Origin of the sequence: Fibrella arboris (assembly GCF_041321095.1) — a bacterium.
Lineage (GTDB): Bacteria > Bacteroidota > Bacteroidia > Cytophagales > Spirosomataceae > Fibrella > Fibrella arboris.
On record NZ_JBGGWE010000008.1, the window covers coordinates 277,723 to 289,768 of the forward strand.

At 45.2% G+C, this 12,046-nt stretch carries 11 protein-coding genes and 1 tRNA gene; 5 read left to right on the forward strand and 7 right to left on the reverse strand.

Annotated elements, in window-relative coordinates:
* Positions 1-4: 4 nt before the first annotated feature.
* The 3 genes from ACAW75_RS16205 to ACAW75_RS16215 all read right to left on the reverse strand — a co-directional run bounded on the left by ACAW75_RS16205 (position 5) and on the right by ACAW75_RS16215 (position 2,976).
* Positions 5-1,243: a hypothetical protein gene (locus ACAW75_RS16205; RefSeq protein WP_370729779.1), complete on the reverse strand. Its 1,239-nt coding sequence runs from the start codon at positions 1,241-1,243 to the stop codon at positions 5-7.
* 156 nt (positions 1,244-1,399) lie between these two features.
* On the reverse strand, positions 1,400-1,573 hold the full coding sequence (locus tag ACAW75_RS16210; RefSeq protein ID WP_370729780.1) for a hypothetical protein: 174 nt from the start codon (positions 1,571-1,573) through the stop codon (positions 1,400-1,402).
* Positions 1,574-1,701: 128 nt separating this feature from the next.
* Positions 1,702-2,976 carry an asparagine synthetase B gene (locus tag ACAW75_RS16215; RefSeq protein WP_370729781.1) on the reverse strand — a complete coding sequence of 425 codons (1,275 nt, stop codon included), beginning with the start codon at positions 2,974-2,976 and terminating at the stop codon, positions 1,702-1,704.
* Positions 2,977-3,141: 165 nt separating this feature from the next.
* On the opposite strand from ACAW75_RS16215, the gene ACAW75_RS16220 reads away from it, so the two are divergent.
* The 5 genes from ACAW75_RS16220 (at position 3,142) to ACAW75_RS16240 (ending at position 8,485) form a co-directional block, all read left to right on the forward strand.
* Complete coding sequence (locus ACAW75_RS16220) at positions 3,142-4,380, forward strand: ABC transporter permease (protein ID WP_370729782.1); 1,239 nt, start codon at positions 3,142-3,144, stop codon at positions 4,378-4,380.
* 302 nt (positions 4,381-4,682) lie between these two features.
* A tRNA-Leu gene (locus ACAW75_RS16225) sits at positions 4,683-4,766 on the forward strand.
* A gap of 238 nt (positions 4,767-5,004) precedes the next feature.
* A complete protein-coding gene (locus ACAW75_RS16230) occupies positions 5,005-6,114 on the forward strand; it encodes a hypothetical protein (protein WP_370729783.1) in 1,110 nt (369 codons plus the stop codon).
* 173 nt (positions 6,115-6,287) lie between these two features.
* Positions 6,288-7,277 (forward strand): lysozyme inhibitor LprI family protein, encoded by a 990-nt coding sequence (locus ACAW75_RS16235; RefSeq protein ID WP_370729784.1) that lies wholly within the window; start codon positions 6,288-6,290, stop codon positions 7,275-7,277.
* Between the two features lie 359 nt (positions 7,278-7,636).
* Positions 7,637-8,485, forward strand: coding sequence for a hypothetical protein (locus ACAW75_RS16240; protein WP_370729785.1), 849 nt, complete (start codon positions 7,637-7,639; stop codon positions 8,483-8,485).
* A gap of 264 nt (positions 8,486-8,749) precedes the next feature.
* Here ACAW75_RS16240 and ACAW75_RS16245 read toward each other — a convergent pair whose 3' ends face one another.
* The 4 genes from ACAW75_RS16245 to ACAW75_RS16260 form a co-directional block, all read right to left on the reverse strand.
* Positions 8,750-9,091: a helix-turn-helix domain-containing protein gene (locus tag ACAW75_RS16245; protein ID WP_370729786.1), complete on the reverse strand. Its 342-nt coding sequence runs from the start codon at positions 9,089-9,091 to the stop codon at positions 8,750-8,752.
* Positions 9,092-9,405: 314 nt separating this feature from the next.
* Positions 9,406-10,971: a hypothetical protein gene (locus tag ACAW75_RS16250; RefSeq protein WP_370729787.1), complete on the reverse strand. Its 1,566-nt coding sequence runs from the start codon at positions 10,969-10,971 to the stop codon at positions 9,406-9,408.
* 250 nt (positions 10,972-11,221) lie between these two features.
* Positions 11,222-11,677, reverse strand: coding sequence for a hypothetical protein (locus ACAW75_RS16255; RefSeq protein ID WP_370729788.1), 456 nt, complete (start codon positions 11,675-11,677; stop codon positions 11,222-11,224).
* Positions 11,670-11,909, reverse strand: a complete 240-nt coding sequence (locus ACAW75_RS16260) for a helix-turn-helix domain-containing protein (RefSeq protein WP_370729789.1) — start codon at positions 11,907-11,909, stop codon at positions 11,670-11,672. The genes ACAW75_RS16255 and ACAW75_RS16260 overlap by 8 nt, the downstream gene beginning before the upstream one ends.
* Positions 11,910-12,046 lie beyond the last annotated feature (137 nt).

Here is a 12,046-nt window from a genome sequence, read left to right on the forward strand (position 1 = left end):
GGACTTACCGAACAATACGGCGCATCCAATTACCCCAATACAGACCAATGCGGGCCGAGACAATGGCAATCAAAACGGCCTTGCCGAAACCCAGCGCAAACTGAACAGCCGATTGGGTGTACCAGGGGGCGAACTTGAACCGATATTCCCAGGTTGGGTCGGCCCCATACGGCCACGAGTCGCTCATAAAGAACCAGTTACGGGCATAAACCGACTCCTGCAAAAAGCCGCCGAAGGGCCATTGAACAGCCAGAAAGACCAGCATGAATAACGTACCTGCCAGTGCCGCCAGCAGCCAGTCGTTGAGCGGTTTACTGGCCCGCCCAGCCGAAAATTTAGTCAGGATCAGATCGAGCACGAAACCGGGCACAACCAGTAGAAGCGGAAAGTTGAAGGCCTGGTAATGTGTGATCGGATTGGCGACCGGCCCAAGTTTTGGAACGGCCGGGAACAGAGGAAGAATCCAGCTTGGGGCAGCAATGGCCAGCATATAAACTGCCGTAACCGCCGTGACCGGATACCGGGTAGACGCCCTGCCGGCCCCCGCCCGCCCCAGCGCCATCAGGAGAAACGGAAAAGCGATGGCTGCGGTAACGTAGAACGAGGAATTATGCGATGCATTCGGCCCCATACTCTCCGAGAGCAGAACGAACAGCACGCTGAGAAAGAAAGCCCCCGACAGAATAAACAACAGCCGGATTCGAGCCGCCTGCCGTGGGTTTGATGCCACTGCTGTCTGGTTCTGTAGCGACAACACCGCTACGATGGCGCCAAACTGTACCATCATCATCCCGACCAACAGAATGGTGTGGGGAGGCGTTAGAATCTGGACATCGAGGCCAAACGTGTTATGCCACCAGTCATCGAACGGGGCGGAGGTAAGCATGGCCAGCGCACCCCAGACGCAATACATCGCACCGAGTGACCCGTAAAAAACACCCCAGAATTTAACCGACTTGGCGCGGTCGGGATGATTTTTCTGAAGGGTAATGGCGAGGATCTGATAACCAGAAAACAGGCCTGATACCAGCGCGCCGACATACATAACGACGTGCGGTGCCGAAAACAGCCCGTCCCGCCCGATGCTCATGTGCCACATGATGTCCCAGAGCAGGCCCATGATAATACAGAAGGAGGCGAAAACGACAGCGTAAGAATAGGTCGGTAAACCCAGTCGCCAGTCGGTGCTGGACGAATCAGAAACGGAGAAGGGAGAAGCGGAGGGGGAGAGAGCCGATTGCATAGTGGTATCAGTGGTATCTGCCTGAGAAGCAATACCTCAAAGATGCAAAAAACGTCCTTTCCGCACAGGAAAATTGGATAAATGGTCGATGATTTTTAACGAATTGGTAGCTGGGTTCCAGACGGGAACGTACCTGCACCTGCATAACGTAAACGGCTATTTCGACCAAAAGCCCTTCGCCATAAGGTACGGAATGAGTAGCCACAGCAGGCCTTTGATCAGAAAGAAGAAAAAACCTGCCCAGCCGAGGCGCTTGAACCACAGTCGAAATTTATTGTCGGTGACGCTCATGCCGAAGAAACGGGTTTTGTGTCTGTCAGGTTCGTTCAACGCTCAGCCTGGTTGGTAGCCAGGCACCATTTGATGACGAGCATAGGTTTATGCGGCCTGAAAAAACGGATGAGAAGGCCAATCCTGGCTTTCTCATCCGTTTTAGTCCGATCTGGTAACGTACCTGGCTAGGTTTTTTGCTTCTTTTTCTTGGCCGCCGGAAAAAGAATATTGTTCAGAATGAGTCGGTAGCCGGCCGAATTAGGGTGTAGGTTCAGGTCAGTGGGTTCTTCGCCGATTTCGTGCCGGTAATCTTCAGGGTCGTGCCCACCGTAGAACGTGAAAAAGCCTTTGCCGTAGGGCGCGTGAATGTAACGCGCTTCGCCAACCGACCGGTTTTCTGCCAGAATGTCGACCTGCGGTTTGATGTATGCTTTTTTAAAGGCGGTTGTCTGGCCCATAAATCCCTTGATCGTAGCCTGATGGTTCTGCGTCAGCATGGTTGGAATCGGGTTCCACTTGGCGGAAAACTGGAAGAGGGTGAAGTAATCGTTATGCTCGCTCAGGCCGCGTTCTTCGGGCTGATTGTCGATGTTCGAGAATTCGATCATGTACGGATTCGTATAGACCTGAAAATCTTTGAACGCCATAGTCTGGCTAAAATCCAGCTTGTTGTTGCACTGCGGGTCAAATGAATCACCATCGTAGAACGCATCGACGATGTCGGTGTTCTGAGCTGCCAGCGCGATGTCATACGTATCGGTAGCGTTACACATGGCAAACATATAGCCGCCACCCAGGGCGAAATCGCGAATTTTCTTTACCACAGCCAGCTTCATCTGGGGCACTTTGGTGTAGCCGAATTTCTGCGTGATCAATTCGGCTTCGCGCCGCTGGGCAATGTACCAGGGCTGATCTTTCATATGGAAAAACTTGCCGAATTGGCCCGTAAAGTCCTCATGGTGAAGGTGCAGCCAGTCGTATTCCGGGAGTTTTCCGTTTAGCACTTCTTCATCAAAAACCACATCATACGGAATTTCCGCGTAGGTCATCACCATCGTGACGGCATCATCCCAGGGCTGTTTGGTCTTGGGCGAATACACCGCTACTTTGGGCGCTTTCTGGAGCTTTACGGCATCCATGTTGGCGTTGGGTGAAGCAATCTCCGCCAGAATGTTGGCCGCATCGGCGTCCGAAATGACTTCGTAGGTAACCCCCCGAATCAACATTTCGTTGGTGAAAGCGGCCGACTGAGGGAGCAGGAAAGCCCCGCCTCTGTAGTTCAGCAGCCAGTCGATCTCGGTCTCGTGGGTCTTCAGCACCCAATACGCAATTCCGTAGGCTTTCAGGTGGTTTTTCTGTGCCTCATCCATCGGCACCAGGATCCTGGAAGCTAACGCCGACGACACCACACCCGGCAGGGTCAGCAGAAATAGGATAAACGGTAAGAGCAGGCGTCTCATTGGCAGATTGTCGAGGGTGTCAAGTTGTAGCTTTGTAACGAATATACGTAGATAATTAGTGAATGAGTGGATACGCGCCTGAGTGAAAGTTAGGATTAGTAACCGTATCCGTTTATCAGCCATCCATTCGCTCGTTTCCTCATTCATTAAGTCACTCATTCTAATATGAACATCATTGAAAATATTCGGGAAGGTATTCGCTCCATTCTGAGTAATCGCCTTCGTACTATTCTTACTGCGCTCATTATCGCTATTGGTATCACGTCACTGGTGGGAACACTCACCGCCATTGATGGCATACAGGCGTCTCTGAACAGTAGTTTTGAAGGCCTGGGAGCCAATACGTTCAGTGTAATGGCTCGTCAGGATGTTCGTCGGTTTGGCGGTAGGGTGATCCAGAAAGATGAACCAATAGACTACCATGATGCCGTTTCCTTCCGTCGTCGCTACAAATACGGGGCCACGATCGCTCTGTCGGCTGGCGTCACGGGTGCCGGACAGGTGAAATACGGCTCAACAAAAACGAATCCCAACGTACAGGTTGTCGGTATCGACGATGCATACCTGACGGTGAAAAACTACAAACTGTCAACAGGTCGTGCCATCAATGCCAATGACCTCAATAACTCATTAAACGTTGCATTGATTGGCGCTGAGTTAGCCAGTACCTTGTTTAAAGGAAAAATTAATCCGATCAATCAGGTCGTGCGGGTGCTGGGCGGCCAGTTCCGGGTGGTGGGCGTACTGGCCAAAAAAGGATCTTTCACGGGCGGAGGTGACGACCGGGTGCTGCTGATTCCACTCGAGAACGCCCGGCAACTGGCCGGAACGCGCCAGTTAACCTTCGACATTACGGCTTCTGTAACTGAAATCGGCGATCAGGACATGGCCGTTGGTGAAGCCATTGGCCTGATGCGCCAGATTCGACAGGATCGATTGGGCCAACCCGATTCTTTTGAGGTACAAAAAGCCGACGCGCTGGTGGATGATATTGCCGAAACGACGGGTTATCTCCGTTGGGGTGGGTTTGGCATCGGTGCTATCACGCTGCTGGGAGCAGCCATTGCCCTGATGAACATCATGCTGGTATCCGTGACGGAACGTACCCGGGAGATAGGCATCCGGAAATCCCTGGGGGCCACCCCAATGTTGATTCGGCAACAGTTTCTGATCGAAGCGATTGTCATCTGCATACTGGGTGGTCTGGGTGGTATTCTGATGAGCCTTGCCATCGGCAACCTGATTGCGATGGGGGTTAGCAGTGGGGCCGGTAAGTTCGTCGTACCCTGGCTATGGATGGGGCTAGGGCTGGTCGTCTGCGTAGCTGTAGGCTTGTTTTCCGGTATTTACCCCGCCATTCGAGCCGCCCGGCTAGATCCAATCGACGCTTTACGGTATGAATAAAAAAGCACGCAGCCAACAGGCCGGGGTTAATATGGAAGTGATTCAAGCGCGGACGCTTAACCGCGACAGCTCAAATGAATAGGCCCGATGCCCCGGCTGGTTTATCACTGATACGGTAGTTGATAAAAGCTTGATGAACAACATCGTACAGGAGTGGCAGGGGCAATAGTCGGCTTCACCCTGTGAGCACATTACAGGCAGAGTTGACTTGCCTCACGTGATTTTAGTGTGATAAGTTGCTTTTACAGGCCACAAACACTACTTTTGCCCCACGTTCAACTGAACACTACTGAGTCAAACCTGCCGGGTTGGCGGAACCGGTAGACGCGATGGTCTCAAACACCATTGTTCGCAAGGACATGCCGGTTCGAGTCCGGCACCCGGTACAACTTAAAGGCCGTAGCCTACTGTTTATCAGTAAGTTACGGCCTTTGGCTTTGTTAGCGGGGGAGAAAACGGGGGAGGAATTCAACGAAAAGTGTAGAATCTAAGAAAGGCTATACGGTTACAGGTCAATCTCATAAACTGTCAAAAATCACGTCTCCAATTCGATAAATATATATTTTATGTAACTTTGTAAACAAATGCCATTATAAATTTAGAAAACGAAAAGCGATATACATTATGGAGACTGTTGTAAAAGTGAAACCTTTTGGAGTATTTAAACTTGCAGATAATGTATTAGTTGACTTGGAAAAGGACGTAGATAATTCTACTCCCCCTGAAACTTCGATAAAAGATTATATTAAGCAAGCAAAGAAAAATGAAGACTCAATGTTTGTGGGTATAAACCCAGATACAAAGGAAATGTTCTCATTTATACCAATCATCGATGATGGTAAATTTTTTGTCTCTCTTTTTCCTGATCCAGTTCAATTGTATTATTCGTTAGCTTATTCTAATTATCAGTCCTCGATCTCAACAAGACGTAATATTACTTTACAAAGAAGTGAATCCCCTAATCCTGTAAGTTTTATAAACAGTTATCTTTATAATTGGCATGTTCAGCAAAAAATTAGTACAATAATATTTCTTCACTCTACGGTTGAGGCGTTTCTTAATTATATAATGCCCGATGGATTTATCTATAAGCAGGAGGTTGAGGGCGATAGAACAAAAAAATACTCAAAACAAATTACTGAGTATAGTAAGGAGCTGACGGAAAAATGGATTTTGTTTAAAGAGAAGCTCAATCAAGTATTCTCTCAAATAACAGGTATTGAACTGCAAAAAAATCACCAGAAAATATACGATAAAATTTTGAAAATAAATGAAATCAGGAATGATCTAATACATCTGCGCTCCTCTATGAGTGGGAATGCAAATCATTTTCAGTATGCATTTGATAAAGTAATCAATATGGAACTCAAACCGTATGTAACTGCTGTCAAAGATTTTTTGAATTTAGTCAAGCCGGATTTTATTGAATTTGAAGAGTATCATAATAATGAATCTGGTGTAAAATTTGAATTTAAAAGTTATAGCGCTTTTAAATTAGATATGTCTGTTTTCCTAAAAATACTTCAAGTAGAACAGGAGTTGATAAATTTAGAGATACCTGTGAGCGATGATAGTAACTTTCAAATTATGTTAAACTGGGTAATACAGAATTTAGATATTATGGCTAAAGATCAAATAATATATTTTCCTAAAATTGAGAAAACGAAAGAAATTATCACTATACAATTAAGGAAGCGTCAAACGTTGCGGGATATGAAATTAACCAATGTGTAAAATGCTTTAAGAGATTCTCCTCTACAAATAAGCCGCTTACTAACCCGTGAATTATTAGATAAAGCGACTATGTCGTTATATGGCCAAGAGGATTAGAATTGTCAGAGGTGTATATACGCTACCTTAACTGACTTTACAGACTTACTCACGAATCAATAAAAGACTAATTTTCCATGAAAAGAAATTTGATTGATGAGATAACTGAGCTAAAAGCGAGATCAGAATTTGGCCCTTTCTATGGATATTTTATACGCTTAGATAAGATAGAGAATGCTATGGACGTAAGCTTAACAGAGATTAATTATCTAAATGAAGAACTGTTAAAGTATATCCCCATTGCTACTATTGCTTGTTTTGAAGCTTTTTTTAGATCGGTATATTCCGAATTAATCGACTTTGGAAAACCTTTTAATGAGAATGCAATAAAATTTAATCAATCCAAAAACGTCAAATTTGATTTCGATATAATAAATGCTATTAATTCCAAATCTATAACTATCGGGGAATTTATAGCTCACATACTGCCATGTAATAGTTTCGATGATATTAATTCTAATATTACGACACTTATTGGTAGCGATTTTGTGAATGGGATTAAGAGCTTTCAAGATAAGAATCCATTTGATTTTGAAGAGGATATGTACTTTAGAAATAATAGTGGGAAAATAATAGCAGATATTAAGCGAAGTTTTGAGCTAAGACATATATTTTGCCATGAATATGGAAATGATACGTTAGTTGACGAACAAGAGATTAAAGCTTGCTTTAATAGTGCTAAACTGTTTTTAAGGCAAACTAGTAGCTTTATTTCATATCAAATGTACCCAAACGCCTTGTTTACTCAGGCAGAAATGAATCAGAACTCTTACGATGAGTTTGGTAAAATAAATGAAGAATTAATGGAATTAGTTGAAAATATTAAGAAGGCTTGTATTAAATATTCAGAAAATGGCATGAATAACAGAAAATTTAATTCAGTAATCAGCGTCTGGAAGAAATATAGAAAAAGTAAAGCTGAGTTTGATGCTTCATTCTATAAAGGTGGGTCAATTCAACCGCTAATATTCTCCAGTAGTCAATCAGAAACAACTAAGCTGATGATTGAAAATTTGAAAAATGAATTCAAAGATGAATTGAGAAAATTTGAAAATACTAAAAAATGATATGAGCTTAAATGTTTATTGTTGATCCGTAAAACCCCTACACAGGCTGGGGTTAAATACGTCAATAAAACTCTATAAGTATAGAGCTTTTGCGCTAAATTATATTTGTCGTCCAAAGCGTACTGTCTTGTTACTATATGTATGCGTTTGTGTGTAGCAGGAATGAAAAAACGTAAAATGTTGTGTCTTCGTTATTGAACCGTGTATCAGTCCGTAAAACCTTTTTACTTCCATCTGACCACTAGGCCTAGCAATAACATCAGTTACTTTGTCAGACTTTACAGAATTACTCACGGTTCAAAAAGTAATTTCTGCAAGTTAGTGTCATTACAGACTAGTCTACAGATCAATAATGATATATGAATTTTGATGAATTGAGTAACCGTATTGATAATTTGACCACGAATAGCGTGATTCTTGCTATTGTTTCATCGGTAATGGGTAGTTTCGTTCTTTACTTTTCCTATGCAATTGATAATAAAATAGGTAAGAAAATTATTCTCATAAGATACAAAGTGACTTGTGAGATACTTATTGCTATCAGTGGGATATGGTTAATACTTGTATCAACTGGGATTTCACGTTTATCAAATGAAAAAGAGCAGTTAACAAATACCATTATCGCAAAAGTGAAGAGAACTTCAGATAGCGCTAGAGCTGTTGCTGCTGTTGCTAATGCCGAAGCTAAAAAATCAATATACATTGCTGCTGCTGCAAACCTCAAGATAGAACAGTTGAAAAAGGATAATATTGACAAAGAAATATACATAGATGAATTAAGTCAGCTTGATAAAAGCGCAAATTTGGCTGCATTGTACAATCTGTCTAAGTTAGCTCGATCACCTGAAATTAGATATAGAGCATCTAATCAGTTTACTACAATGTATGGACGCGAATGGATAGATAATAAAGGTAGGCAACAGGAATATCTTAATATTTTGTCGATGCCTTTGAGTGAGCTTCTAAAGTCACAATCTATAAAAATAAAGAGTAATTCTATCAGAGAATCTAAAGCTATTATTACGGACTTATATAACAAAGCGATGTTTCCACCTAGATCGGATGCACTTTCAAATTACGATACATATTTGTACTTTTCTGTCATGAATAGACTTCTTGGCAAGAAGGTGAGAATGTTTAATTTTGATGATTTGCAATCAATATATAAGGATTATATGGCCAATCCATATACAATCAGATTGCAGTGAACACACTACGATAACGATATCAATTTTAACTAACAGCATTGTTTTGAACTGAGTCAGACGGGCCGCAATTAGGCAAATAAGAAGAGTGGAGACAATGGGGAAAAGACGTTTACAAGCAAACGCGATAAATGCACAAAAGCCACCCGTTAGAGTGGCTTTTGTGCATTTATCAACCGAAGTACATAGAGAATATGAAATTCAATGCCGATTCAGTTAGTAAACACAAATAACTGACGTGCTTAGAGGATACAGTCCAATGCCGATTCAGTTGTTTGTGTGTGGTAAACCGCTCGGTGGGGGGCTTAGTTCTAGTTTCGCGTGTAAATAGTTGTACACGGTAGCCTTGCTGATCTGCAACGCTTTAGCAATGCCAGCATACGACACCCCTTGCTGATGTAGAATACGGGCGCGGTCTGCCAATGGTTGCGGGTTAGCCTTTTCTCTCCATCGGTCTAACTGGCTATACCGCTCAATAGTCCGGGGGGAGAGGTCCAGTAGTTTGCCAATTTCTTTGCAGGTTAAGCCGTGTAGATAATACCGATAGGCGCGGGCGCGGTCGGTGTCTTCTGTTGTCGAGGTTATGGCTTGATTGTGCGTAGGTTTCATTAGGGGCTGAAAAATGTAAGGTGAATACAAGGCAATTCAAAAAAGTAGGGCTGTAGTAGGTGCGTAGTACGCAATACGGCTTTTAGCGTAGTTCGGTAGGTTGATACTAATACACGAAAAATAGTACCCCACCTCTGTAGAAATTGCCGCTTTGTCACATATTCCGGCATTTTAAGGGATTGAAACAGGCCAAAAACACCCGAAGTAAGCCGTTTTGAGGTGGGTACATTGCCAGCGGGGGCGGGGGACGTGTTCGGGTAGGGCGATTTTGATACACCGGGCAAATAGCTTGGATTAGGCTTACATTTTTGGGGTCAAACCGTCTCTTTTGCTGACAGTGGCCGGGGTGCGTAGTTCTCTGAACAGTCGAGGCTTTTAAATGGAATATAAACGCCGTTTAAATCAACCTCAACGGGCGGCGCGTTCTGGCTGGTCAGGTCTGCCAGTAGGGCGCGGGCATCGGGGCCGGTTAAGTTCTCCGGGGTTGCACTTCGACAGTGGGCGTAACAGTCCCGGCCACTGTGATCGGCGGTAAGGCAAGCGGGCAAAATAAAAATAGACTCTACTTTGTCGAGGTCAGCACGGCTTACGCTTACCTCTGAACTGTGGAGGGTATCCGTGTAGGTTTCTCCATCTACGCTGTAGGTGATCCGTAGAAACTGGTTTCGTTGTTGGGCTTTCATTATCTGGTTTCGTTTGGTGCGTCGCTGGTTTGAATCCCGGTTGCGACACGTCCGGGCGGCTTTTGGGCCGTTGTACTTTTCCGAGCAAAAAAAAGAATAAGCTTTCTGGTTAGTTAGTGGCTTGCCACATGAGACACAAAGCCTTACGGGCGTTCCCTTCGGGTTATCTATATCTTTCTCTTTTTCTTCTTTTCTCAGAGTGTCACTAGCTACGTTTTCCCCAAGACAATCAAGCGGGGAAAACGTAGCTTTTTCGTGTGCTTCACTGACTCCTGATTTGGGGGTAACGGCGGGCCGTTGGGCGGCTCCATCGGTCAGTATTTGCCACTCATTGGCTACTCGCTTTTGCAGGTCACTGGCATAATCAAAGGCGTTGCATTTTTTCAAGATACGGGCTATCCGTTGGCGGTAGTCTTGCCGCTGATAGGGTTTGATTTCCTCATGCTCCCACGTGTCCGAGTCTCTGAAACGCCTAAAGTCTGCCTGTTCCCGGTCGGTTAGTTGGTCGAGCCGAGCCGATGTGTCGAGAAACATCGTATCAGCCAGAGCTGATAATAGCACCTCAACCAGTGGCCCAACGTTGGCGGGGTTGGTCAGGTCTGCCAACGTTCGCACGTTGTACCGATGCAGGGGCCGCATCTTCTTAAATTTCATCTCCACCCGTAGCAGATTGGCGGCTGGGTTGCCGGTCTGCTTTCCCTTGTCATAGAGCTTAACCACGTACTCACAGAACCCTGCAACTTTGCCGATACCGGGGCGTGAGTCCGGTTCTTGTGTATGCACAAAGGGACGGTGCCGACAGGCAGAAGCGGCACGAATAACCCTCTGTGGTGAATAGGGCAAATGCAGGTTTACACCTATTTCAAGATTCTCTAATGTGGCCGTACTAGCATCAATGCCAAACTTGTTTTCTAAATCCAGTATGGCGGCTTGCAGGTCTGCCAGCGTAAAGCGGTTGGCGTTGCTGTGGTTGGCATTATGGTATTTGTGCAATGAGCCGGATACCATACACCGAGACAGGCCACCTACTGAGGGCGTAACGGTAAACGTCAGGTCGTTGTACTTAGCCGATTGGCCTGATACTTCACCCGTCTTGCCGTTGCTAGTTATGGTGAACCCGTCGCTAGCTAATGCCGGAGCGTTTAGCCAGTTGGCAGGGTCTTGATTCCGACAAAACGATTTAAAGCCATCTAGCACGCAAAAAGGGCCGAGTTGAGACAGGGTAAGGAAATAACCCTATCGTTGAACAGTGAAGAATTTAAACGGTATTTAAACGGGTATTCAGTTCGGGGCCAATGTCAGGTAGACAGAGAGGGATAGAAAACACACCAAACCGGGCGGAAATTGGCCGGGGCCACTAACTTTGCGGTTCAATCTGCCAAACAGCAGTTTTGAACATACAGTAATGTAGAAAGCCTACCGGGTACGTACCTAGTAGGCTTTTTTGTTAGCGACCATCGGGGAATATTACAGACAATAGCTGACCTAAAGCGGCTTCAAGGCTCTGACGAATCCGGGCCAATTGTTGCGCCGGGAGAGGGGCCGGGCCGGTTTGATTCATCAAATGCCAGCCTATACCCTTTGCATCCAATATGTACCCATCGACACTGAAAACGGCGGGGTGCAAGTAGTGTGTATGGTTGTCGAGTCGGTAGGCTTCAAGCACTCCGAGCAAACCCGCTAAATCCTCAATGTCCGCTGAAACCTCCACTACGGCCAACTCATCCAAAGCGCGTTCAATAGTATAACGGCGGTCTGTTAGTTGGGCATAGTTGGCCGGGGGAGGCGGGGCCGTTTGCTGATCGTAGGTAGTAGGCAGTGGGCAAGCCATGCCAGGAGCTACCCGTAGCTTAGCTGCCTTTAATTGCAGGTCACGACAGACCGAAATTATTGGGCTATCCATTGGCTTTTACCTTTTTGCCAGTGGCTTTAACTGTTAGTGCCTCAATAACCTCACTCTCAATATATCGTACCTGATTACCGATACGATATGATTTAAGAATTCCCGCCTTAGTCCATGACCACACACTAACGGTACTAACTTTCAGCTTTTCGGCTACTTCTTTCTGAGTTAGGAAAACGGTTTGTGTTGGTGGAGCAATCTTGCCTTGAATGGCATTTAGGGCGGTTTCCATGCCCTCAAAGAACTTATTGATGCGTGAATTAGTCTGTAAAGAAACCTACCTCCTTCTTGCGAAAGAAAGCAGTAATGAGTTTGGGATTAGCTCGCAACTGAGCTAACAGATCAATCACCGATTTAGCCAATTGCGAT

Coding starts and splice junctions, on each gene's coding strand:
- ACAW75_RS16245 (WP_370729786.1), bottom strand. CDS start 9,091: ATGAAACCTACGCACAATCAAGCCATAACCTCGACAACAGAAGACACC.
- ACAW75_RS16230 (WP_370729783.1), top strand. CDS start 5,005: ATGGAGACTGTTGTAAAAGTGAAACCTTTTGGAGTATTTAAACTTGCA.
- ACAW75_RS16260 (WP_370729789.1), bottom strand. CDS start 11,909: ATGGAAACCGCCCTAAATGCCATTCAAGGCAAGATTGCTCCACCAACA.
- ACAW75_RS16235 (WP_370729784.1), top strand. CDS start 6,288: ATGAAAAGAAATTTGATTGATGAGATAACTGAGCTAAAAGCGAGATCA.
- ACAW75_RS16255 (WP_370729788.1), bottom strand. CDS start 11,677: ATGGATAGCCCAATAATTTCGGTCTGTCGTGACCTGCAATTAAAGGCA.
- ACAW75_RS16215 (WP_370729781.1), bottom strand. CDS start 2,976: ATGAGACGCCTGCTCTTACCGTTTATCCTATTTCTGCTGACCCTGCCG.
- ACAW75_RS16205 (WP_370729779.1), bottom strand. CDS start 1,243: ATGCAATCGGCTCTCTCCCCCTCCGCTTCTCCCTTCTCCGTTTCTGAT.
- ACAW75_RS16220 (WP_370729782.1), top strand. CDS start 3,142: ATGAACATCATTGAAAATATTCGGGAAGGTATTCGCTCCATTCTGAGT.
- ACAW75_RS16240 (WP_370729785.1), top strand. CDS start 7,637: ATGAATTTTGATGAATTGAGTAACCGTATTGATAATTTGACCACGAAT.